The following is a 23460-nucleotide window of genomic DNA, read 5'->3' on the forward strand; positions in this document are numbered from 1 at the left end:
ATGGTTCGCCCGACGTGTCGACAATCAGGAGTTCCCGACAGGCGATACGGGATTCCGGACACCCTCGCGGAAGGAGTCGTCCGCGCCGAAGAACGCGCCCGGGGTGGTGCCCATGACCCGGCGGAAGGCGGCGATGAACGAGCTGGGCTGCGCGTAGCCGAGTGTCTCGGAGACGGTCATCACGTCGAGGCCCTCGGAGAGCAGCGCCAGCGCCTGATGCACCCTCAGCATCTGCCGCCACTGCGCGAAGGACAGACCCGTCGCGGTACGGAACGCGCGCGTGACCGTACGGTCGCTCACCCCGAGCCACCGCGCCCACTCCTCCAGCGAACGGTCGTCGGAGGGATCGTCCAGCAGGGCCTCGGCGATCGCGTCGATCCGAGCGTCGCCTGGCAGCTGCAACGCGAACTGCCGCTCCGCCGGCTGCATCACGTCGAACACGACGGACTCCGCCCGCGCCCTGGCCGCCACGTCGAGATCCGTGCGGTACAGGTGGGTCAGCAGCGACTCCAGCAACGGCGTGATCGCGATCGCCGTCGGCTCCCCGGACGCGAACGCGAACGACGTGCGCTCAGGGGCGAAGAACGCGTCATGGAACTCCGCACCCGCCGTGGCCCGCCCCCCGTGCACCACTCCGGCGGGCATCCACAGCCCCTGCCCCGCGAACACGGTGAAGACGCGGTCCTCCACCCGGGACGTCAACGTCCCCCCGCGCACCCAGACGAGCTCGTGCGAGGGATGCGAGTGCGGCGCCCACTCCGTGGGGACCGGGGGCACGTGAAACCCGGCGGCGATGGCGAACGGCTCCACCGTCACCTCTGGGAACGCCCCGGCAGGATGCACCACGGTGCTCACTTCTCGCCGCCACGTCCCGACGCTCACTTCACCACGGGACGACCGGACCATGCGGACGAGTCTATCGGGGGCCGCTCAGGCGGCAGGAACCCGTATCTCATGATCGGCGAAGCGATACGACGGGCCACGAAGGCACGTCAGCCTGTGGGCATGCCGGTCCGGCCGCGCTCCAGAACGGCTCGCGGCGTCGAGAGGGTCCGCGCGGATACCGCCATGGGAAGGGCCTTGTGCACGTCGTCGACCTCGCCGCGAGCTGGGGTCGGGGGCTGGGGCTGGGGCTGGTGCAACGTCAGTACGGGCAACTCCTGGAGAGCGTCGCCCGCGGCCCACAGCCCGGCCGGCGTGTAGCCGTCGACGCGGGTCAGGAGTCCGACGAGGGCAGGCGGGATCAAGGATCTTGCGTCGGCAGGCACGGCCTCCATGATCTTGGAAGCCGTGCTGCTGCGTTGCCGAGCTGGCAGTGCGTCACGAAGCGGACGTCACGCAACGGCGCCGAAGCCTGACGCCGGTCAGAGATCAACGCGACAGCACAGACATGGGATCAACCGACCGTATTCCTGCGGCAGCGGCGGGCGCGGTGTTGGCGACCTTGTTCTCGTACGCCTACGGCCAGAGGGCGCGCAGCGCTGAGCAACTCCTCCGGGCTGTGGTCGAGTTGCCGAAGGGGGCGAAGGCGGCGGACGCGGTATGGACGCTCTCGGGATACGTCTGGGTCTGCGTCTGCTCCGCCAGGGCCCGGTAGTTGCCGAACGGGAGCATGGTCACAGAGTTTCGGTGCTGCCGGTGACGACCCGGTGCAGGTGAGGATCCGCGTGCACCGGCAGGTCCGCCTGGCGATCGCTCTGCCGGGCGAGCAGGGTGATCGCGACAATGGCCTGCACCGCCACGATGCATGCCAGCATCAAGGGCGCCTTGACGTCCAACAGCGCGATTGTCGCGTTGACGCCGAAGTGAACCGCCATCGACGCTGCGACCCCGGCGCGCTCGTAGGCGTAGCCGGTCAGCAGTGCCATCGGGATGACGCTGAGCACGAAGAGCGGACCGTTCCAACTGATCAGACCGAATTTCGCCTGGAGGGTCCCGGAGACGAAGAACAGCGGCAGATGCCATATCGCCCAGACAACACCCAGCAACAGGCCGGCCTGAAAGCGTCCGAACGACGCGCGCAGACGTGGATATGCCGTACCGCGCCAACCGGGCTCCTCGGACAGCGGACCGGCGACCAGCATGCCGACGAAGAACGGCACGGGTCCGCCGGCGTCCGACATCAGACTCCGCCCCTCCGCGAAGCTCAGCGCGGGACCACCCAGGCGGTCCGCGAGCAGCGCGGCTGTCAGCACCGTTGCCGACGCCATCACCAGCAGGGGCAGCACCCAGAACAGCCGCCCGCTCAGCCGGAGCCTCACCGTACGGGCAGGAGCGGGTTCACCGAGGCGGGAGCGGCGCACTCGGACCGCGATCGCGCCGAACACCGGGCCGAAGCCGCCGAGCACGTAGGGAATGACGCTGGCGGAATTCTTCACCGATCCGCCGAGTACGATCGCGATGAGCCAGAAACCCCAACTCGTCGCGAAGGTGACAGCCCCGAAAACGGCCAGGCTGCTTTTATGGTGAAGAGTGGTTGCGCTTGTCACGCTTTTGCCTTTCATGGGTACCGTATGGAGGAATTGATTGTTCATTCCGAAGAGAGCGGGCACAAAATGGGACCGCAGAATTTTCGGAAGTCCGTGCGGAACAATACGGTCGATGGCTATTCCGGAGCCGCGAAACCAAACGCGCCGACCGGGCGCGACTTCCAGTCGGCGCGTTCCCTCTGCGGCGCGAATCCCCTCCGGTCGTATTCTGGAGTTGGTGGGCGAGGCGGTCGGTCACCTGCGCGAACAGATCGGTGTCGGCCGACTGGCGCAGCCGTCGGCGAGGGGAGCACACCGACGGACGCACGGGGCAACGGCAGCGCACCGCCGGTTGGGCGAGCCGCCCCGTGGGGGCCGCTGCCCGCATGACTGTCATGTCGACGTCCCACATGCCCCACCCCCATCGTTATCAACTATGAGAACATTATCGTATGCGAGAAAGGTTGGTCCATGGCAACCGCGGACGTCCTCCTGCATCCCGTCCGGATGCGGATCCTGCAATCGCTGTTCGACGCCGATCCGCTGACCACAGCACAGCTGCGTGAGCGTCTGCCCGACATCGCCCCGGCGACGATGTACCGGCACATCGCCGTACTGACCGAAGCGGGCGTGCTGGAGGTGGTGGACGAGAGGCGGGTGCGCGGCACGGTGGAGCGCAGCTACCGGGTGTGCAAGGAAGAAGCGGTGGTCGACCCCGCCGCGCGAGCGTCCATGACGCGGGAGGACCATCTGCGGGCCTACACCACGTTCGCGGCATCGTTGATGGCGGATTTCGACCGCTACCTCACTCACGAGGACGCCGATCCCACCTCGGACGGCGTGGTCTACCGGCAGGCAGCGGTATGGCTGACCGATGAAGAGTTCGCGGAGATGGTCGAGGAGATCGAGAGCTCGGTCCTCGCACGGGTCGGCCGTGCCAGGGACGGCGGCCGCATACGTCGTGTCATCAGCCTCGTCGTCGTACCGGACAAACCCGCGTGAGCGGGGCACGCCGAGCCGACGGCACACGTTCGCGAACTCATTCGCCGCGTGCTCCGCAGCGTTGATCGTTGTGAAGGTCCGCCCTAAAGGTTTGGAGGGTGTCGACCGTCGCCGTGTTCCACGAGCGGCAATCCATGGAACAGTCCCCTGGCGTCTTCAGGACAGCCGACGCGTCAAGTGACCGTACGCCGCGTGGGCGGAGGGTCATCTGTGAACTGTTGATGTCCGATGACCGAGAGTAGCTGGAGCTTTCCGTGACTTTCCGTGCCGGGACGCGTGGTCATCACCAGCAGGGTCTGTGCGCGATTGTCGGTGAACAGGATCTGACAGTCGACGTTGATACGGCCCAGCTCCGGGTGAATGAGGGTCTTGTGGTCCTCGAAGCGCTTGGCGACCTCGTGCCGATCCCACAGACGGACGAACTCAGTGCTGCGTTCGCGTAGTTCGGCGACGATCTGCGCTGCTCTCGGGTTGCCGTGGTCGGCGGTCAGCGCGGCCCGCAGGGCGGCTGCCTGGATCCGGCTCTGCTTCGGGTGGTCCTCTTCCGGATAGTGGGTCCGCTCGGCCGGGTCGGTGAACCAACGGTAGTAGGCACTGCGTGCCAGGCCGGTGTGGCGGGTCTGGTCGCCGAGCAGCGCGGTCGCGAGCGGGTTCTGCACGAGGGTGTCGGCGAGATCGGACAGCACCAGGGCCGGGGTGTCGTCGAGGCGGTCCAGGACCCGCATGAGAGGGGGGCTGACGTGCTCGGAGCGAAGGAAGCGCGCTGGGGCGCCGTGCCCGATGAGGCTGAAGAGGTGGTCGCGTTCGTCCAGGGTCAGGCGCATGGCGCGGGCCAGGGAAGTCGCGATCTGCTCGGAAGGCTGCGGGCCGCGCTGCTGTTCCAGTCGGGCGTAGTAGTCGGTGGACATGCCGGCCAGCGCGGCGATCTCTTCGCGGCGCAGTCCCCGGGTGCGCCTGCGTGAGCCCTCGGTCAGTCCGACATCGCCGGGCTGCAGCGTCTCACGCCGTCGGCGAAGGAAATCCGCCAGTCCTTCTCGGTCCATGTCCTCCATGGTGGCTGCTGCCCGCCCATTCATCCAGGGACTGCCGATCCGCGGCTCGCCCCCCTTCGGCAGGCTGAGCCGGCCGTCGTCCGATGTCGGGCAGGGATCGCCGGTCCCTGGACACGCTCTCCTCTCCCGCCCACCCACGGGCGCCCGCAAGGTAGGGGCCACGGGGCCCACCGGCTCCCGTGGCAAAGGAGACATCATCCCCATGAAGACGACGGGCAACACAATTCTGATCACGGGCGGCACTTCGGGCATCGGGCTCGGCCTGGCCCTGCGGCTGCACGAGGCCGACAACAAGGTGATCATCACCGGACGGCGCGCGGACCTGCTCGACCAGATCGCGACCGACCACCCGGGCATCGAGACGATCGGCCTCGATGTCACCGACCCCACGTCGATCGCCCATGCCCGCAAGACGGTGACCAGCACCCATCCGGAGGTGAACGTCCTGGTCAACAACGCGGGCATCATGCTGCCGGAATCCCTCCTCGACGCCGACTCCCTGCGCGTCGCCGAGGACACCGTCACCACCAACCTGCTCGGCCCGATCCGGATGGTCAACGCCTTCCTGCCCCACCTGACGGCCAAGGACGACGCGGTCATCATCAACGTCAGCTCCGGACTGGCGTTCGTACCGCTGCCGTTCACCCCGACCTACAACGCCACCAAAGCCGCGGTCCACTCCTTCAGCGAGAGCCTGCGTGTCCAACTCGCCGGCACCTCCGTCAAGGTCGTCGAACTGGTGCCGCCGGCCGTGCGAACCGCCTTGATGGGACAGCAGGAGAGCGAGCAGGCCATGCCTCTGGAGGAATTCCTCTCCGAAGTCATGATCCTCCTGCGCTCGCAGCCAGACGCCAGTGAGATCCTCGTCGAGAACGTCAAGTTCCTGCGCCACGCCCAGGCGAACGGCACATACGACAACGTCTTGGCCATGCTCAGCGGCTACTGATCCAGTGGGTGAGTCCTGGTGTCGGCGAGCGTGTAGGAGCCCGTGCCGGTCCGGAGGATCGTCGCGCCGAAGGTGAGGCAGTCCACGACGGCCACGCGAAGCCTCGTATCAGTGAACGTTGCGGCACCGCCCTCTCCTCCCGGTGAGACGGCGCCGGAGCCGGTGGGTGGTTGGGGCGCGCCGGGTGTCCTTCCGGGGCACGGCGGCCAACAGCCGCTTCGCGTACGGCTCCTGAGGCCGCTCGAAGACGTCGACAGCCGTGCCCGACTGCCGACACTCGGCAGATGGAGGATTCACCTTGCTGCGGACAGTTGTTGCCGTCCGCAGCGCTTCGTCCTCACACCAGGTCAGGCAAACGATGCGCCGGCTTTGGAGCGCGTCATGGCCGCCCTGCGTGTGCCCCGGACGGTTGGTCGACCGCACACCCGACCTCGTGTACTGCTTGCGGACCGGGCCTACTCATCCCGGGCCATCCGTGTACATCCACGTGGACGGGGGATCCGGGCAGTGCTCCCACACCCCGCCGACCGGCTTGCCAACCGCAAACACAAGGGCCACCAGGACGGACGACCGCAGGCTTCGATCGCGAGTGCCACAAGCGACCCAACACCGTCGAACGCTGCATCAACCGCCTGGAGAACTGGCGTGGCCCGGGCCACAGAGCGCCAGGCGAGGTCTCCATCCACCTGCCAGGTGCGGACCCAGCGGCCATCTCGGGCGTGATCGTCGCTGGGTCCGCATGGCTCTGTGTCATTCCACCGACCGTACGGACCCGGCAGAGACGGCTGGACCACGCAACCATCCCTCCGCGTACGCGCCTCCCGCACACCTTTGACGGGCCGGGCAACCCACGTCGCTGATCCGATCCTCAGCCCCTCGTACACAGTCGGCCAGATTTCAACTATGCCGCTCCGTGTCACCGGCGTATCAATGGGGATCGCAAGAACCGACGGACCGTCAGATCCGATCCCCCGCAGTGTGCCCGCACCCACCCGGCCCGGGGTCGCCATCCCACACATGGCACTCCCACCAACGGGAAGGGAACACGATCCCCATGAAACGCTTGACCACAGGTGCGGCAGTCACGGCTGCGGCCATCGCCGCCACGACGCTGGCCTTCGCACCCACCGCATCCGCCGCCGTCACCCCCAGCTCCGCCACCATCACCGCCGCCTGCGGCATCTTCGGCGGCGGCACGGCCACCCTGACCGCGACCCAGGTCAGCAGCACCTCCGCCACCATCACCCTCAGCTCCACCGCCATCACCACACCGCTGGCCCTGTCGGCGAACTCCATCAGCTCCACGCTCACCATGACCAACTCCACCGGCGCCAACCGCGTGTTCAGCGGCACCGTCAACCCGGCCATCCCCGCAGGCGGCTCGGTCACCGTCGGCCCGCTTCCCGGCACCGTGGCCGTCGGCGACAGCCTCGACTTCTACAAGGGCTCACTGAAGATGGTCATCTTCGGCATCTCCGTCACCTGTACGTCAAACGCCGCCCAGACACCCGGGCCCTTCGTCTTCAGCTGAACCCGCCGTGAGTGAGTGATTGGTTCCTGATACCGCAAGACCCGACGGCCTGGACCGCCCGAAGTCCCATGACGCTCTACCGGACGGTTCAGGTCGAAGGTCTGCGCCGGGCCCCGACGGCCTTCCTTCGCCATCGGTCGCCGACCGAGCAGTCGCCTACTCCGCATCGCCTGATCAGCCCCTGCATCCGCGAGCCTGGGAGGATGCCTTCCCCGAGCTGCCGCGCACCACTGCGGGCGGCATGCCGTCCGTGTGACTCCCCCGCTCGACGAGCGTCTCCTCGCTGACATCCTCGGCCTGGTCTCTCCCCCATCCTCTGGTCCGCACGGGCGGTTACGCCGTGCTGGCCCACGGCCTGGCCGAACACTTCAGCAGCGACCTCGACGTCGCCACCGAAGATCCCGCCCCGATGGACGAGATCGTCGCCTCGCTCATGGCCGGCCTCACCGCGCACGTCCAGACCGATCCGCTCAGCGGCCGGTTCCTCGTCACCGCCCCGATCAGGCGAAGAATGCGAGGTCGATGTCCTCAACGAGGCATTCCGGGCCGCGCCGGCCCAGACCTCCGCGCAACCCCACCGGACCGGCGTGCGGCGCTGCGGCGCTCCTTGGCACAACACCTCTCTCTGGCCACGGCTGTCGAATTCCGCCCGTCACCCTGCCTGCGGCCGCCGGCAACTCCCTCAGGATTTCCGGCACATCACGCTAGGGTGTGGCCGCCGCAAGAGGACCTTCCCGGCCATCCGCGACGATGCCGGCCTGGCGAGTGGCCTTGCCGACGCGGGCCCTCTGGGGATCGGCAGCGGCGCACTATGGACGGGATCGAGGACGTGGTGCAGATAAGAACCTCGCTGGGCGGGCTCTTCAGAAGGAGGCACCTCCGCACCATGGATGAGACCCCGCTGGAGAGCCGGGCCGAGATCGCGCCCGAGGAACGGGGGGTCCTGCTCATTGGAATCCTCGACAACCCGGCGGCGCGCGAGGACGAAAAGTATGACGCGGCGATGTACCTGGAGGAATTCTCAGGCCCGCTCGTCGAGTCGGGCCTGATCCGGACCATCCGTGCCGAGGGCTTCACCAGTGTGCTGGCCCAGCTGTGCGCGGAGTCGCTCGCCGGCGTCTGGGCCCGCCGGGACGGAATCGACCGGGACTTCCTCTGCGAGCTCCACGGGCCGGCCATGAACGAGGTTCTCGGCATCCTCGGGGCCCGAGCCCCGCACTTGATCCCGACAGGGCACGGGGAGAGCTGAAAGTCCTACCTGTGACAGCCTGTCAGTCCGGGCTTGGCCGCGCGGCCCGGGAAGCTCGGGGTGCCTCGATTCCGCGTTGTTCCCCGTGAGTCCCCGCAGGACCGGGCACACGAATCCGCGTCGTCCAGTAACTCACGGCGAGTCGCAGGCGCAGCAAGGCCGTGTCCGTTTCATCCAGGGTGACCGACTGCACGAGGCCCACGGTGCCGGATCCGTGCTCCCGGCCGACCTGGAAACGGACAGCGTCAGGGGCACGCCTGACACGGGGGACGGCCCGTTCGCTGGATAGGGTCGGGGCGTGAACCGCAGCGGCAGGCAGCCGGACGAGGCGTTCGTCGGGGAGGCACGGGTCGAGCTGTCGGCGCGGGCGGTGCGGGCGCTGTGGTGGGGGTCGGCCGGTCTGGTGCTCGTCGTGCTCGGTACCTCGGTGCTTGTCGCAGGCTCCGGGAACGGCCGGCGACTGCCCTTGGCCGTGGGCCTGGTCCTCGCGCAGGTCGTCGTCCTGAGGTGGCAGGTGCGTGCCCCCCTCGCCGTGCTGGCCGCGACCGCGGCGACGGGGCTCGCGGTGTGGGCTTTGTTGCCCGAGGTGTCCCTGACGGGGGCGCTGCTCGCGGCGCAGGTCGCGTTGTGCGTGCTGTCGGCCACCGGGCCGCGGCGGATGTCGGTACGGGCGCTCGCCGCGATGTGTCTGCCCGCGCCGCTGGCGTTCGGGGCCGGCGGTGGCCCTGCCGGGGTGACGGTCTATCTGCTGGCCGTGCTCCTCGCGTGGACCGCGGGACAGTGGCGGCGGGCGCAGCGGGCGCGGGCGGCGGCGGAGATGCGCCGGGCCGTGGTCGAGGAGCGGGCGCGGATCGCGCGCGAGGTGCACGACGTGGTGGCGCACACGCTGTCCGTGATGGTCATTCAGGCGGGCGCCGCGGACGATGTGTTCGCCCGGCGGCCCGACCATGCCCGTCAGGCGCTGCGGGCCATCGAGACGGGTGCCCGTTCGGCGCTCGGGGAACTGCGCCTGCTACTGAATGCGTTCGGACCCGATGAGGGAGCGGACGAGGGAGCGTACGAGCGGACGAACGAGGGAGTGGGCGAGAACCGGGAGCCGGGGCCCTCGCTCGCCCGCCTCGACGAGCTGGCCGATACCGTGCGCGCGACCGGGATGACCGTACGACTGCACTGCGAGGGCACCTACGACGGACTGCCTACCACGGTGGATCTGGCGGCCTATCGGATCGTCCAGGAGGCCCTCACCAACACGCTGCGCCATGCGGTCGGCGCGGACGAGGTGGGCGTGCGCGTGACGGTCGGAGGGGAGTGCGTGGAGGTCACCGTGGTCGACAACGGACGTACACCACAAGGGAGTTCGGTTGCGGAGGGTGCGGGACGCGGTCTCGTGGGGATGAGGGAGCGGGCGCGGCTCGTGGGCGGCAGCCTGCGCGCCGGACCGCTGCCCGGCGGCGGGTTCGAGGTGGCGGCGCGGCTGCCGGTGGAGCGCGTGTCATGACGCTGCGTGTGGTGGTGGCCGACGACCAGGTCCTGGTCCGTACCGGATTCCGCATGATCATCGACGCCCGGGACGACCTGGAGGTGGTCGGTGAGGCGGGTGACGGCCGGGAAGCGGTACGGCTGACGCGGGACCTTGCGCCCGACGTGGTGCTGATGGACGTACGCATGCCCTTGGTGGACGGCATCGAGGCGACCCGGCAGATCGCGGGGTCGGGCAGTCGGGCCCGGGTGCTCGTGCTGACGACCTGGGACGTGGACGCGCACGTGGTCGCCGCCCTGCGGGCCGGGGCGAGCGGCTTCCTGCTGAAGGACATCCGCCCCGGTGAACTCGTCGACGCGATCCGTCTCACCGCGCGCGGTGACGCGCTGCTGGCGCCGGCCGTGCTGAGCCGCGTCCTCGACCGCTTCCTGCGCACCACACCCGACCCGGCACCACCAGCCTCCCTTCAGGTTCTCTCCGGCCGCGAGCGGGAGGTGCTCACCCTGATCGGGCAGGCGTTGTCGAACGCGGAGATCGCCGACCGGCTGCGCCTGTCAGAGGCCACGGTCAAGAACCACGTCACCGCGGTGCTGCGCAAACTGACCCTGCGCGACCGCGTCCAGGCCGTCGTCGCCGCCTACGACCACGGCCTCGTTCAGCCGCGCCACCCCTGACGGCACCTTCTCCTCCTCAAGGAGGAGAGCGGGCGGCGCTCCCCCTGTGTTCCCAGTGCCCGCCCGTTCCCGCGGCCGATCCGCAGCCGGGGCGGCCGGCCGTAGCGTCGAGGTGTGATCGACGACCTGCCCTCTCTCCTGTATCTGCTCGCCCACGACGACGCGGCCGGAGGCCCCTACGACCGTTCCCGTACCCGGCTGCTGGTGCGTGCCGCCGCCCTGGTCGACCTCGCGATGCGCGGCCGGCTGACGGAGGGCGGGGACGGCACGGTCGTCGTGTCCGGCGCTCAACCGACCGGTGACCCGGTCCTGGACGGTGTGCTGCGCGACGCGTCCGCCGGGCACGGCTGGAAGCATCTCGTGCGCCGTCATCGCGAGCGGACTCTGACGGAGGTGGAGGACCGGCTCGTCGCGGCGGGAGTGCTCACCGCGAAGGCGCCCCGTACTCCCTTCGGCACCCGGAGGCTGACCGTGACGGACGGCGAACTGCCCGCCGCGGTCCGCGCGCGGGTGTCCGAGGCGCTGCGCGGGAACGGCCCCGTGCGGGACGTCCCCGCCGCCGACTCCGCACTGCTGGCGCTGGCCGCGGCGGGCCGCATCCGCTCGGTCGTGTCCCGGCAGGACCGCAGGTCCCTCCGGGCCCGTATCGACGCCTGCACGGGTTCGCTCGCCGCCCTGGCGCCCGGCCTGGAGAAAGTCGTACGCACTCTGCCGACAACCATGATCGCCGCGCAGGGCGGCATGGGCGGCAGCTGACCGAACGGGGAGACGACGACCATGCACCGAGTCCTGACCGCCCTGGGCTGTGTCCTGACCGCCGTACTCGCGACGGCCTGGTCCGGCCCACCACCGACCCCGCCGGCCACGGCCACCACGGTACGTGTCCACGACGGACTGGTGCGGGGTGCCGCACACGACGGCTACCGCACCTTCGAGGGCATCCCCTACGCGGCGCCCCCGGTCGGCAGCTTGCGCTGGGCGCTGCCCCGCCCCGCGGCACCCTGGCCCGGAGTACGTGACGCGACGCGGCCCGCGAGCGCCTGCCCCCAGCAGGCCGGCGAGGTGCCCGGCGGCAGCACCGACGAGGACTGTCTCCACCTCGACGTCACCACGCCCGACGGCGCGGGACCCGCACGCCGTCGGCCGGTGATCGTGTGGCTGCACGGCGGCGGCTTCACCACCGGGTCGGGCAGCTCCTACGACGCCCACCGCATGGCCACCCGTGGCGACGTCGTGGTCGTCACCGTCGACTACCGCCTCGGAGCCCTCGGTTTCCTCGCGCACAGCGCGCTGCCCGGCTCCGGCACCTTCGGCCTGGCCGACCAGCAGGCGGCGCTGCGCTGGGTCCGCACCGAGATCGGGACCTTCGGCGGCGACACGCACAACGTGACCTTGGCCGGTGAGTCGGCGGGCGGCTACAGCGTCTGCGCCCAGCTCACCTCGCCCGCCGCCGCGGGCCTCTTCGACCGCGCGATCATCGAGAGCGGACCGTGCACAGGCAACCCCGACCGCCCGTTCGCTCCGTCCTCCGTCCCCCTGTCCACGGCGCGCGCCACGGGCGCGGACCTCGCGGCGAAGGTCGGCTGCGGCGCGGCCCGCGACGTCGTCGCCTGTCTGCGGCGCGTGAAGGTCCCCCGCCTTCTCGCGGCTCAGGAACCCGATCAACAACCCGCCTACGCAACCCCGTTGCTGCCCGACGACCCCGCCGCGGCCATCACCGCGGGCCACTTCCGTCACGTCCCCGTCCTCCTCGGCAACACCCACGACGAAGGCAACGGCTGGGCCGCCGGGATCATCCAGGCCGACAACCCCGTCACCCCCGACACCTGGCCCGACGTCGTGGCCGCCTTCTTCCCCTCCCCCGGACAGGCCGAGGCGATCGTCCGCGAGTACCCGGTGAACCGTACCGACGGGGGCCCGGTGTTCGGCGCGGTCATCGGCGACGCGAACTTCGCCTGTCCGACGGCGCGCACCGACGCCCTGCTCAGCGCTCAAGTTCCCACCTGGCGCTACGAGTTCGCCGACCAGCACGCCCCACCGCTCACCCCCGGCACACCGCCGTTCCCGCTCGGCGCACCGCATGCGAGCGAACTGACCTACCTGTTCGACCTGGGCGGCCGCCCCCGCGACCTGACCGAGGCACAGCACCGGCTGGCCGACACCATGATCGACTACTGGACCCGTTTCGCCCGCACGGCCGACCCCAACAGCTCCTCGTCCCCGCGCTGGTCGCGGCACACGGTGCTGTCCCTGGCACCAGACCACATCGCCCCCACCCGCACGGCGGAACTCCGCCACCACTGCGCGTTCTGGAACACCCGCCGGTGACCACCGCGCGGGCCGACCACCCCGGCCGACAAGTGACCGTCGGCAGAGGGGCCGACCCGGGTGGCATGGCGCCCCTGTTCGGCCGCGGCCGAACAGGGGCGCCATGCCGCTCAGTTGAACATGCGCCAGGTGTACGTCACGCGGTAGTGCCCGCCGAAGCCGCGGTAGTCGATGGATGCCGCGGCCGTTTCGGGCTTGCCTGCCCAGCGGCAGGTCAGCGCCGGGATGACGGTGCTGAGGGTGACGGGGGCGAACACGTCGTCCTCGACGATGCCCTTGAGCTGGTCGAAGGCCCAGCCGACGGCCGCGCCGACCGCCATGCCGATGAGGATACCGAGCACACCGCCCGAAGCACCGATCGCCCCACCGACGGCAGCGGCGAGACAGGCGGCGACCTTCGTCCTGACCATGTCCAGGAGTCGGTCGACATAGGTGGCGAGACCGCCGAAGTCGACCTCCGCGAGCACCAGCGTGACGAAGTACGACTTCGGGTAGGAGGCGCCTCCCTCGTCGAGGTTGAACCAGTGGAACTGCTTCGGCGGCGCGTACGTCTTGACGTCTCCGTCGTCGAAGCTGCGCACGTCGAACGGACTGATCTTCAGAGCGTCGCCGCTCTCGTCCACGCTGGTCCCCGCGAGAGAGATCTCGTCCGAACCCAGTTCCGACGTCTCGGCCAGGCACTTCACACTCTGGATGCGCAGTTCCAGCTTGTGCAGTGCGGGAGCTACGGTCGCGGCCCGCTGGTCGGTCTGCGGCTCCTCGGGGAGGAGGAACGGCAGCTTCTTCAGTTCGTCGGCCGGGAACCTCAACCGGTCCGGGAACGGCATCCGCTGGATCTGCGCGTCGACCGATGCCGGTGAGCGTAGGTCGACCCGGGCCAGGTCGCCGAGGCGCCGGGCCCGGCCCGCCACGTCCTTGAGGTCGGCGACGACCGCGTCGGCGGCCCGCTTCTTCTTGTCGTCGGGCAGCCGGTCGAAGCGCTGGGCCAGCAGGTGTTCCGCGGCGCCCTTGTCCTCGGGCATCGGGTACTTGGCGGGCTCGGCGTGGTGCGCGGCGACCTTCTCGGCGGCGAGCCTCAGTTCCTGCACGACGCGTTCGGCCACCGCCTTCACCTTTGCGTGCGGTATGTCGGTCACTACCTGACTGATGTTGTCGGCCATGACAGTCGATCCCCCGGTTGATTGCGTGTGAGTGGGATTCCTCCGCTACGGCCCTTGGGCTCACGAGGTGCGAAGTGCGACCGACGCTACGGCGCGCGCCGGCCCGGCACCCCGGGTGCGGCACCAGGGGTATCCCTAGGAGCGGGGTTCGGGGCCGCCCGCGAGCCGGGCCGCGAGACGGGTGCGGGAGTCCACGCCCAGTTTCGGGAAGATCCGGCCCAGGTGGTACTCGACGGTCTTGACGCTGATGACGAGTTCGCGCGCCACCTGCCGGTTGGTCTGCCCGGACGCGACCAGACGGGCGACGGCAATCTCCTGCGGGGTGAGCAGCGCCAGGTCCGACGTCCGCTCGTGTTCCCTTGCGGGGCGAAGGCCGCACGCGGCCAACTCCCTGTCGCAGCGCTCCAGATCGGGCTTCGCGTCCAGGTGTGCGAGGAGGCCGCGGGCGCTCTGCAACTGCTCGGCCGCCGACGTGCGCTTACCCGTGCGCCGCAGGAAGCCGCCGTAGGCGAGGTGCAGCAGGGCGCGATCGAAGGGGGCCTCGACATGGGCCCTGTGCCTGAGTCCCAGCCGGAAGGCGCGCTCGGCGGCTTCGGTGTCGCCACGCGCGGATTCGAGCGTGCCTCGGGCGCGGGCGGCGACGAGGAGCGCCTCGTGGTGTCCGCGCCGGGCGGCGAGCACTTCGTACGGGGCGAGGATCCGTGCGGCGCGCTTCTCCTCGCCCAGGGCGGACCACGCGTCGGAGAGGAGGTCCGCCCACGGCACGGTTCCGGGCTCTTCGAGGGAGCCGCGCGGGCCGAGCGCTAGCAGCGGATCGAGGGCCACGACGACGCCCTCCGGATCGCCCTGGGCGCGTGCCAGGTAGCCCTCGGCGAGCGCGGCCGCCAGCGCCGGGCTCACATGACTGCCTCGGGCGTAGTCACGAACCACGCACGCGTGTGCCTGCGCCTTGGCGAACGCGCCGCCGGCCGCGCACAGTTGGGCGGCCAGCGTCCTGCTGTGCAGAGCGATGTGCGGCTGATCGGTGTCGGCGGCGAGCGACAGGGCGAACTCGGTGTGGACCAGCGCGTCGGTCCAGCGCCCCACGCGGTACTCGGCGGAGGCGAGCGCCGTCGCGGCGACCACCCGGAACGATGCGGCACGCCCTCGGCAGGCGCCGAACACCCCGCTCAAGTCCCTTACGGCGCCGGTGAGATCGCCGACGAACGGACGCAGGTTCCCACGGCCCAGAAGTTGCTCCAGCTGCGCGGGGGACGCGAGGACCGGATCGGGCAGCGGGCCGAGCGCCGCCAGGGTGTCCGCGGCCCGTCCGTTCATCGCGAGCCCGATCAGGCGCAGGTAGCGGATCATGTCGGTGGCGGTGTCGTCCGGCGCGAGACGCAGCGCCAGATCCGCCCATTCGGCCATCTCGGCTCCGTGCGACATGCTGCCGTGAAGTGCGGCGAACTGACCGGCGATCCGCGCCCCCAGCACGGGCTCGGCCTCCGGATCGCAGCGGTGCCAGGCATCCGTGAGCAGCGCCTCGGCACGCGCCACGTCGAACAGGCTGAGCCGTCCCAGCAGATAGCTTCTCCACCCGCCGGGCGCGAACCGCCGTATCCGCTCGGCGACTTCACCCACGTCCGGCACGTCCCCCGCCAGCAGCCGGCACTCGACCGCCTCCAGCGAGCACCGCTCCTGAGCCTCGGTGTCCGCGGTCAGCCGGGCGGCGGCGTCGAGTTGCCCCGCCGCTCCGGCCCAGGCACCCTCGGCGGCCAACCTTCGCCCCGAAGAGGCCAGTTCACCGGCAAGTCCCGGGTCGGGCCCGACCGCCGCGAGCGCCCGGTGCCGTAGCCGCTGCGCCTCGTCCGTCACGACCGCGGCGGCCCGCAGATGCAGCGCGGCCCGGCGTGCGGGACCGAGCCAGTGGTAGACGGCGGCGTGCATGAGGGGGTGCGGAAACCGGATGACCGGATCGCCTGCCGCCTCGGTCAACAGACCGGCGCGCACTGCCTCTTCGAGGACGGCGAGGGCAACTCCCCCGACGACCCCCAGCGGGTTCTCGTCGGCCACCTGGGGATTCTCGTCGGCCACCGTCCACGCTTCGGCAAGCCCGCAGTGCGCGCCGAGCACCGCCGCCGCGCAGACGAGTGCCTCGGTCGGCGCGCTGATCGCGGCGAGCCGGGCCAGCACCAGCGCCGTGAACGACCTGGGTGCGGGCGGCGCGACATCGGTCCGCGCCAACGCCTCCAGCAGCCCGGGGCCTTCCTGCTCCAACAAGGTCCTCACGTGGAGGGGGTTGCCCCCGGTGTGCGCGTGCAGCCGATCGGCTGCCCCGGCCGTCAGCCCGGCCGCGCCCAACTCGCTTCCCAGTCGGCGCAGTTCGGTGGGCGCGAGCCCGTCGAGCCGGACCCGCGCGACATCGTCGGCGGTGAAGCACCGCCGCAGTCCACCCGGCAGCCGCGCATCGTCGATGTCCCGTACGACCAGCAGCACCAGCACCCGGTCGGCCCGCAGCCGCCGTAGGGCGAAGGTGAGTGCCTGGAGGGAGGCACGGTCTGCCCATTGGGCGTCGTCCACCACGACGACGACCGGTTCCCCTGCCGCTCCCCCGGGCTCCGGGTCCGTCTGCTGCGTCTCGTCCCATGCCTCCAGCAGTTCCCCTCCCGCCGTCGAGGCGTCGGGCCAGCGGGCCCGTCGGCCCAGCAACTGCGCCAGCACACCGAAGGCCAGCTCGGACTCGGCCTCCTCGCCCGCGGCCCGCGACACTTGCCCGGAACCGCGCAGGAAATGACGTACGAGAGCGGTCTTGCCGATACCCGCCGGGCCCTCGACGAGAACGCGCGCGGGGACTCCGGCTCGTGCCCGCTCCCGGGCACCCGCCAGCAGCGCAAGGCTCTCCGTACGCCCGACGAACACTCCCGCCGATCCTGACCGAACAGCGGGCCCCCCGTGGTCCACCCCGGCTCACCTCCTCGGCCGCCCCTGCGGGCATCGTCCTCAGGAAGGCGCGAAGAGTCCAGGTGTCGAACTCGCGGGGCTTCAGCCGTCGAAGGCCCTGGGGCCGGTCACCGGGGTGTGGGCAGCGGTCGCGGAGAGGCGTCCGCCTGCTGGAGTTCGGCGAGGATCTGGTTCTGTCCGGTGAGGAGTTCGGTGAGGATACGGCGAGCGGCACGCAGGAGGTCGGCGACGTCTCCGCCGGCGAGTTCGTAGCGGACGGTGGAGCCCTCCCGCGTGGACACGACGATCCCGGAGCGTCGCAGGACGGCCAGTTGCTGCGACAGGTTGGAGGGCTCGATCTCGATGTCGGCGAGCAGGTCCCGTACGGACACCGGACCGTACTGGAGGAGTTCCAGGACCCTGATGCGCACGGGGTGCCCGAGCATGCGGAAGAAGTCTGCCTTGACCTGGTAGAGGGGGACCTGCATGGACGCTCGCTCCTCGCCGGGTGGTTGGGAATGCGGCCGCCGTGAGGTGGCGGTACCCGAGAGTGCCGCCACCTCACAGGCCGCCCTCGGAAGCCGATCCTTCACGCCCCGCCGACCGTACGACCGCACATTGTGACCATGCGGACATGGTGAGTTGAAGAAGTCTTCACATCAGGGGCATGGGTGGTCCGGCCTGTCGGGACGGGCTAGATCTCGATCGCCCCCTCGACGCGTTTGAGTTGGTGACGGGCCATGGCCAGGTTCGAGCGGGCCTTGTCGAGCACGAGATACAGGAACAGTCCGTTGCCGTTGCGGCCGGTGACCAGGCGGATCAGGTGGTACTGGCTGTCCAGCGTGATCAGGATGTCCTCGATCTCGCCCTTGAGGCCCAGCTGTTCCATGGTGCGCACCTTGGAGCGGATCACATCCGTGTTGCCCGCCGCGGCGACCGTCAGGTCCAGACTCTTGCTGCCGCCCAACGTGCCCAGCGCCATCCCGCTGGTGTAGTCGACGACCGCTGCCCCCAACGCCCCCTCGACGCCGGCCATCATCTCCTTCAGCGACACTTCCACACTCGCCACGGTGCCTCCCCTTGTGTTCCGTTGACTGCGGCGGGCCGGTGCTGTCGACCCGCCTCGACGTCCGGACCGTACGCAAGCGGCCCTGACTCGCGGAGAGTGTCTTTGAGACTGACTCGCAACGATCGAACGGCGGCCCTAAGGGATCTCTTGAGGAACCAGAACTGCCCTACCTGGTACGGACGTTGACGCAACACCAGGAGCGGGCCACGGACGAATGAACCAGGGACCGTCCGGCCGGCGGGGTTGAACACCGGACGGACCCTGGCGGACAGGGGGAACCGCGGCGCGGGCACGTGGCCCGGTGCCCGCGCCGCGGCTCTCTAGACGTCGAGCCAGACCGTGTGGTCCGGCGCCAGCAGACCGTCCTCGACAGAGGCGCTGCCGAGCAGGACGGAGGAGCCGTCGGGGAGTGGGTACGGGGCGGCGGAGAGGTTGACCACGCACACGAAGCCGGGGTCGCGGCGGAAGGCGAGAACACCGGGTGGCGTGTCCAGCCAGGTCAACGTGCCGTCGCCGAGGGCGGGGTGGGCGCGGCGCAGGCGCAGGGCGGTTCGGTACAGCTCCAGCACGGAGGCCGGGTCACCGGTCTGCGCCTCGACGGTGAACCCGCTCCAGCCGACGGGCTGGGGCAGCCACGGTGTGGCGGTGGCGTGGTCGGGACTGAAGCCGTACGGCGGATGCTGCCCGGCCCAGGGAATGGGTACCCGGCAGCTGTCACGGCCGGCGTCGGTGTGTCCGGAGCGTTCCCAGATGGGGTCCTGGAGGACGTCCTCGGGCAGGTCCTCCACCTCCGGGAGGCCGAGTTCCTCGCCCTGGTAGATGTAGGCGCCACCGGGGAGGGCGAGAGTGAGGAGGGCGGCGGCGCGGGCGCGGCGCGTGCCCAGGTCGAGATCGAGAGGGCCGACGGGTGCGTAGCGCTCGCCGGCGACCCACCGCTTGGCGGCGCTGCGGCCGTAACGGCTGGGGTGGCGCACGACATCGTGGTTGGAGAGCACCCAGGTGGCGGGCGCGCCGACGGCACCGAGCATGGTGAGGGAGTCGTCGATGGCCGTGCGCAGCTCCTCCGGGTCCCAACTCGCCATGAGGTAGTCGAAGTTGAAGGCGGTGTGCAGGGCGCCCTCCCGGACGTAGGCGGCGAGGCGCTCCGGGGTGTCCGCCCACGCCTCGGCGACGAAACACCGGTCGCCCTCGAACTCGTCGGCGACCTTGCGCCAGGCGCGGTAGATGTCGTGCACCTCGTCGCGGTCCCAGTGCGGGTGGTCGATGTGTTGCCGGGGCTGCTGGTCCGCCGCGTCCAACCGGGCGGGGGCATCGGGCAGTTCGGGGTGCTTGACGAGGCCGTGGGCGACGTCGATACGGAAGCCGTCCACACCCCGCCCGAACCAGAACCGCAGGATGTCCTCGAACTCGGCGTGCACGTCGGGGTGTTCCCAGTTGAGGTCCGGCTGCTGCGGGGCGAACAGATGCAGATACCAGTCGCCGTCGGGCAGCCGGGTCCACGCCGGGCCACCGAATTCGGAGACCCAGTTGTTGGGAGGCAGCGCGCCGCCCTCGCCCCGCCCGGCCCGGAAGACATATCGCTCCCGCTCCGGGCTGCCCGGGCCCGCCGCCAAAGCCGCCTGGAACCAGACGTGTTGGTCCGAGGTGTGGTTCGGGACCAGGTCGGGGATGACGCGGATCCCCTGCTGATGCGCCTCCGCGATGAGCTGCTCGGCACCGGCCACCGTGCCGAACAGACCGTCGATCGCCCGGAAGTCGGCCACGTCGTAACCGTGGTCCGCCATCGGCGACTTGTACCAGGGGTTGATCCAAATGGCGTCCACACCGAGCGACTTGAGATACGGCAGACGGGAGCGGATGCCGGCGATGTCGCCGACACCGTCGCCATCGCCGTCGGCGAAACTGCGGATGTAGACCTGGTAGATGACAGCGCTGCGCCACCACGGGGAGGTATCGGGAACGGACATGTGGCTGATTGCTCCTTGGACGCGGGGGTGCGGGGGTGGTCGGCGAGCAGTCGTCAGCAGCAGCCCGCCAGAGTGTTGGCATCCGGCCCCGCCACCGGGGTCAGGCCGTAGAAGACGCGCGGCGCGCCGTCGAGCGTGAGCGTCACCTTGCCCTGGGCGGTCGGCAGTTGGCGGCTGCGGCCGATGGCGTCCAGCTCGCGTACGGCGCTGCCCGCGGTGACCGTGAGGAGGGCCTTGGTCGGCCAGGGGTCGGTCCAGACCTCGGGCGCGGGGAAGTGCCAGTCGGTGCGCGTGCCGGAGGTGTTCAGCAGATAGCCGTCGGCCCGGTTCCACAGGACGACCGCCGGGCCGTCGGGGGTGGCGAACCACAGGCCGAAGGTTTCCGGGTCGGGGAAGGTCAAGTGGCCCTGGAACGTGGCCTGGTCGAGTGCGCGGGCCGCGGTCGCGTACGCCAGGAGCGACGGCTTCGCGCTGAGGTCGCGGTTCATCAGGCCGTAGTGGTACTCGACGTTGTCCGGATCGGCGATCTGCGGCATGCCCAGCACGCTGTCGTGGAACTGGTACCAGCACACGCAGGTGACGCCTTCGGCCTTCGCCAGTGCCAGGGTGAGGAGGACGTTCTCGGCTGCGTGTCGGTAGGTGTCGTGCCACCAACTGTTCGGCTTGGTCGGCGCGTACGCCTCGGTCAGCCAGATCTCCTTCTCGCCGTGCTGCGCCATCAGCGCCTTCAGCTGCTTCAGGCCGCCGTAGAAGTTCCAGTACGTGCCCGCCGAGCCGGTGCTCCAGTCGTCGCCCGCCGGTATGTAGTCCGGGGTGAAGTTGCCGCGGCCGGGGTGGTAGGCGAACGCGTCGATCAGGTCCCAGCCGCCGGCGGCGATGAAGTTCTCCACCCAGGGCTTGTCCATCCCTGCGAGTCCGTTGTTCATCAGCTTGACGGTGTCGCCGGTCACGGCCCGTCGGTCGAAGACCGGGCGCAGCGCCTTGTCCAGGTAGGACGGGGCGGCCGTTCCGGTGTTGAACGGCCGGTTCAGTTCGTTGCCGACCTCGAAGTACCCGGCTCCGGCGCCCTGTGCCACGGCCAGTTTGTCGGCCGCCCAGGCCGCCGCGTCGGTGTCGTTGGCGTCGAGGGACGGCTGAAGTTCGATGTTGTGGCGCATGTCCCGGGCGTCGAACGCCGAGGGCGGCAGGCCCGGGCCGCCGTCGTAGGCGATACGGACCAGCGAGATGCCCGTCCGCTGCCAAAGGTCGAGCACGGCGTCGGCGCCGGGGCGTTGCAGCCAGGGGTAGTTGGCGATCCCGAACATGCTGTCCGTGCCCGCCTGGTAGGTGAACGGCGGCAGGGTCGCGAGGTTGGTCCGGGCGAACGCCTCATCGGTCCCGGACCGTACGACGACCTCGGCGAACACGAGGCCGGCGGCCGGTGCGGGCACGGTGAAGGTGTGCTGCCAGGTGCCGGCCGCGCCGATGCTGCCGGCCACTGTGGTCGCGGTCAGCAGCGCGCCGTCGAAGTCCCTTACCGACAGCTCCAGTTCGGCCGTACGCGCGGCACCGCCGTTGGCGACGAGGGCGGTGAGCTGCATGGACTCGCCGGGGGTGTCGTACAGGTTGAAGTCGCTGTCGGTGGTCAGCTCCAGGCCGAGTTCGACGCCTCGGCCGATGGTGGCGGTGGCCGACGTTCTGGTCGCGGAGAAGAAGAAGTCGGCGCCGCTGGTCCAGCCGCCGGCCGGGTCGGCCGATCCCGGTGCGTGGATCCAGGTGGTGTTCGTCCAGGCCTGGCGTGAGCGGTCCAGCAGGAACAGCCCGTGCAGGCCGCCCCAGGTCGAGGTGTGGGCGACGCCTGCGGGTTCCTCGTAGGGGATACCGCCGCCGGAGTCCCGTACCCATTCGGCGATCGCGAGGTAGTCGTCGGGTTCGGTCGGCGCCTGGATCGCCCGGCTGAACAGGAAGCCGTCCGGCAGCAGGGTGTCCGGGCCGGTGATCCGCCACTCCAGCCGGGCGTGCCCGGTGCTCACGCTGAACCAGCCGGTGACGGTGACCGCCCCGGCGGCCGCGTCGAAGACGTAGTCCATCCGGATCGCCGGTGTCCCGTCCGCCAGGGCGGACAGGGCGGGGGTGCCGCCGGTCGACAGGTGGATGCCGGTGAGCTGGTCCTTGATCTGGAACTTCGACCCGGCGCTGCGCGTGACACCGGCCGTGTCCCGGATGGCGAGCCGTCCGCCGACGCTCGCCAGCAGGCTGATCCCGCCCGCGCTGAGGGTGACATCTCCGTCCGCGGCGTGGGCCGTCACGGCGGTGCGCTCGGTGATCAGTACGACGCCGGCGGCGAGGACCGCGCCGAGAAGACCGCGACGGCTGAGGTGGGGCCCTTGAGCGCCTTGGGCATCTGAGGGTGTCATCGTCTGCTCCTGTCTGGCCGAGAGCCGTCCTGATAATGCGTATCTTCAACGGCGTGACACGGACGGTCTCAATCGGACATGCTGTTGGTCAAGGGGTATTGCGCTTTTGTTTCGGGCGGTTTAACGTCACCGACGTCCGCTGAAGTTACGCATTATCAACGGAGGATCGATGCCAACGAAGCCGCGCCGAGTCACCCAGCGCGAGATCGCCGAGATCGCGGGGGTCAGTCAGACCACCGTCTCGCTCGTGCTGAACGACCGTGACGGCACGAACGTGCGTATCCCGGAGGAGACCCGGGCGCGGGTCAGGCGGGCGATCGAGGAGGCGACGTACGTAGCCGATCCGGCGGCCCGCCGGCTGGCAGGTCTGGACAACCAGATCATCGGCGTCTTCACCTACGAGGCAGCCCTGTCGCCGGAGAGCCTCGACTTCTACGGCCCGCTGCTGAACGGCATCGAGCGTGCGGCCGAGGAGATCGGCTGGGATCTGCTGCTCTTCACGTCCTCGCCGGTGGAGAACGGCACCCGCAGTCTGTTCCACCGCAAGACCCGGCTGCGGCTCACCGACGGCTGTGTCCTGCTCGGCCAGCAGATGCTCGGCTCCGAACTGGAACGCCTGGTCGCCGAGCAGTTCCCGTTCGTCGCGGTCGGCCGCAGGGACGAGACGACCGCGCCCGTCCCGTACGTCGGCGTCGACTACGTCACTCCGGCGCACGCCCTCATCGACCTGGCCGCGGACAGCGGACACCGCCAGGCCCTGTATGTGCACCGCGGCCGGGACACCGCGACCGCGAGGGACCGGCGCGGCGCGGTCGAGACCGCTTCGGCGGCGGGCCGTATGGCGTTCATGCTGGTGGGCGAGGAGCGCGTCGCCGATCTGCCCCGGCTGGCCCGGGCGACTGGCGCCACGCTGATCATCGCCGAGGACGCCTTCCTCACCGAGGACGTCGTCCTCTCGCTGGTCGAAGCCGGGGTGGACGTGCCCGGCGAGATCTCGGTCGCCGCGTTCGGTGAGGTGCGGGGTCATCGCACCGACGGACGGGCGCTGTCGGGCTTTCACGTGCCGCGCGCTCGGGTCGCCGCCGAAGCACTCGGGCTGCTCCAGCAGTTGATCACCACGGACCCGCAGGAGTGGGCGGGTCTGGACACCCAGCGGCTCCTGGTGGCCGAGGTCGAAGCGGGCGACACCATCGCCGCCCGGTCGGCGGGGCTGTCGTGA

20 protein-coding genes and 1 pseudogene are annotated in these 23460 nt (G+C 70.2%); 10 read left to right on the forward strand and 11 right to left on the reverse strand.

Annotated features, from left to right (window positions below; genetic code table 11):
* Positions 1-24 precede the first annotated feature (24 nt).
* The 4 genes from ACIRRY_RS40775 to ACIRRY_RS40790 form a co-directional block, all read right to left on the reverse strand.
* A complete protein-coding gene (locus tag ACIRRY_RS40775; protein ID WP_403983491.1) occupies positions 25-906 on the reverse strand; it encodes a helix-turn-helix domain-containing protein in 882 nt (293 codons plus the stop codon).
* A gap of 86 nt (positions 907-992) precedes the next feature.
* Positions 993-1247, reverse strand: coding sequence for a hypothetical protein (locus tag ACIRRY_RS40780; protein WP_403983493.1), 255 nt, complete (start codon positions 1245-1247; stop codon positions 993-995).
* A gap of 211 nt (positions 1248-1458) precedes the next feature.
* Positions 1459-1614, reverse strand: a complete 156-nt coding sequence (locus tag ACIRRY_RS40785) for a hypothetical protein (protein ID WP_403983495.1) — start codon at positions 1612-1614, stop codon at positions 1459-1461.
* A 2-nt stretch (positions 1615-1616) separates the two neighbouring features.
* Complete coding sequence (locus ACIRRY_RS40790; RefSeq protein WP_403983497.1) at positions 1617-2534, reverse strand: type II CAAX prenyl endopeptidase Rce1 family protein; 918 nt, start codon at positions 2532-2534, stop codon at positions 1617-1619.
* Between the two features lie 405 nt (positions 2535-2939).
* Here ACIRRY_RS40790 and ACIRRY_RS40795 point away from each other — a divergent pair, with 405 nt between their 5' ends.
* Positions 2940-3470 (forward strand): helix-turn-helix domain-containing protein, encoded by a 531-nt coding sequence (locus tag ACIRRY_RS40795; RefSeq protein ID WP_403983499.1) that lies wholly within the window; start codon positions 2940-2942, stop codon positions 3468-3470.
* Between the two features lie 173 nt (positions 3471-3643).
* Here ACIRRY_RS40795 and ACIRRY_RS40800 read toward each other — a convergent pair whose 3' ends face one another.
* A complete protein-coding gene (locus ACIRRY_RS40800; protein ID WP_403983501.1) occupies positions 3644-4513 on the reverse strand; it encodes a helix-turn-helix transcriptional regulator in 870 nt (289 codons plus the stop codon).
* A 211-nt stretch (positions 4514-4724) separates the two neighbouring features.
* Here ACIRRY_RS40800 and ACIRRY_RS40805 point away from each other — a divergent pair, with 211 nt between their 5' ends.
* The 8 genes and pseudogenes from ACIRRY_RS40805 to ACIRRY_RS40840 all read left to right on the forward strand — a co-directional run bounded on the left by ACIRRY_RS40805 (position 4725) and on the right by ACIRRY_RS40840 (position 12730).
* Complete coding sequence (locus ACIRRY_RS40805) at positions 4725-5468, forward strand: SDR family oxidoreductase (protein ID WP_403983503.1); 744 nt, start codon at positions 4725-4727, stop codon at positions 5466-5468.
* A 288-nt stretch (positions 5469-5756) separates the two neighbouring features.
* A pseudogene (locus tag ACIRRY_RS40810) lies at positions 5757-6118 on the forward strand (transposase); the annotation flags it as partial.
* A gap of 404 nt (positions 6119-6522) precedes the next feature.
* Complete coding sequence (locus ACIRRY_RS40815) at positions 6523-6999, forward strand: hypothetical protein (protein ID WP_403983505.1); 477 nt, start codon at positions 6523-6525, stop codon at positions 6997-6999.
* Between the two features lie 886 nt (positions 7000-7885).
* Positions 7886-8248, forward strand: a complete 363-nt coding sequence (locus ACIRRY_RS40820) for a hypothetical protein (protein WP_403983507.1) — start codon at positions 7886-7888, stop codon at positions 8246-8248.
* A gap of 298 nt (positions 8249-8546) precedes the next feature.
* Positions 8547-9746: a sensor histidine kinase gene (locus ACIRRY_RS40825; RefSeq protein WP_403983509.1), complete on the forward strand. Its 1200-nt coding sequence runs from the start codon at positions 8547-8549 to the stop codon at positions 9744-9746.
* The gene (locus ACIRRY_RS40830; protein WP_403983511.1) at positions 9743-10402 is read left to right on the forward strand and encodes a response regulator; all 660 of its coding nucleotides are present in this window, start codon (positions 9743-9745) and stop codon (positions 10400-10402) included. The genes ACIRRY_RS40825 and ACIRRY_RS40830 overlap by 4 nt, the downstream gene beginning before the upstream one ends.
* Before the next feature lie 114 nt (positions 10403-10516).
* On the forward strand, positions 10517-11158 hold the full coding sequence (locus tag ACIRRY_RS40835) for a GPP34 family phosphoprotein (RefSeq protein WP_403983513.1): 642 nt from the start codon (positions 10517-10519) through the stop codon (positions 11156-11158).
* A 21-nt stretch (positions 11159-11179) separates the two neighbouring features.
* Positions 11180-12730, forward strand: coding sequence for a carboxylesterase/lipase family protein (locus ACIRRY_RS40840; protein WP_403983515.1), 1551 nt, complete (start codon positions 11180-11182; stop codon positions 12728-12730).
* 110 nt (positions 12731-12840) lie between these two features.
* Here ACIRRY_RS40840 and ACIRRY_RS40845 read toward each other — a convergent pair whose 3' ends face one another.
* The 6 genes from ACIRRY_RS40845 to ACIRRY_RS40870 form a co-directional block, all read right to left on the reverse strand.
* Positions 12841-13890, reverse strand: coding sequence for a hypothetical protein (locus ACIRRY_RS40845; RefSeq protein ID WP_403983517.1), 1050 nt, complete (start codon positions 13888-13890; stop codon positions 12841-12843).
* A 135-nt stretch (positions 13891-14025) separates the two neighbouring features.
* A complete protein-coding gene (locus ACIRRY_RS40850) occupies positions 14026-16788 on the reverse strand; it encodes an AAA family ATPase (RefSeq protein WP_403983519.1) in 2763 nt (920 codons plus the stop codon).
* 149 nt (positions 16789-16937) lie between these two features.
* A complete protein-coding gene (locus ACIRRY_RS40855) occupies positions 16938-17297 on the reverse strand; it encodes an ArsR/SmtB family transcription factor (RefSeq protein ID WP_403983521.1) in 360 nt (119 codons plus the stop codon).
* Positions 17298-17503: 206 nt separating this feature from the next.
* Entirely contained in the window at positions 17504-17878 is a 375-nt protein-coding gene (locus ACIRRY_RS40860; RefSeq protein ID WP_403983523.1) for a hypothetical protein, read from the reverse strand.
* A gap of 320 nt (positions 17879-18198) precedes the next feature.
* Complete coding sequence (locus ACIRRY_RS40865; protein ID WP_403983525.1) at positions 18199-19845, reverse strand: glycoside hydrolase family 13 protein; 1647 nt, start codon at positions 19843-19845, stop codon at positions 18199-18201.
* A gap of 53 nt (positions 19846-19898) precedes the next feature.
* Positions 19899-22241 carry a hypothetical protein gene (locus ACIRRY_RS40870; RefSeq protein WP_403983527.1) on the reverse strand — a complete coding sequence of 781 codons (2343 nt, stop codon included), beginning with the start codon at positions 22239-22241 and terminating at the stop codon, positions 19899-19901.
* A 169-nt stretch (positions 22242-22410) separates the two neighbouring features.
* Between ACIRRY_RS40870 and ACIRRY_RS40875 the strand changes: the two genes are divergently transcribed.
* Positions 22411-23460, forward strand: coding sequence for a LacI family DNA-binding transcriptional regulator (locus ACIRRY_RS40875; RefSeq protein ID WP_403983528.1), 1050 nt, complete (start codon positions 22411-22413; stop codon positions 23458-23460).

The sequence above is a fragment of the Streptomyces sp. NPDC101776 genome, assembly GCF_044766845.1.
In the GTDB taxonomy this organism is placed as follows: Bacteria; Actinomycetota; Actinomycetes; order Streptomycetales; family Streptomycetaceae; genus Streptomyces.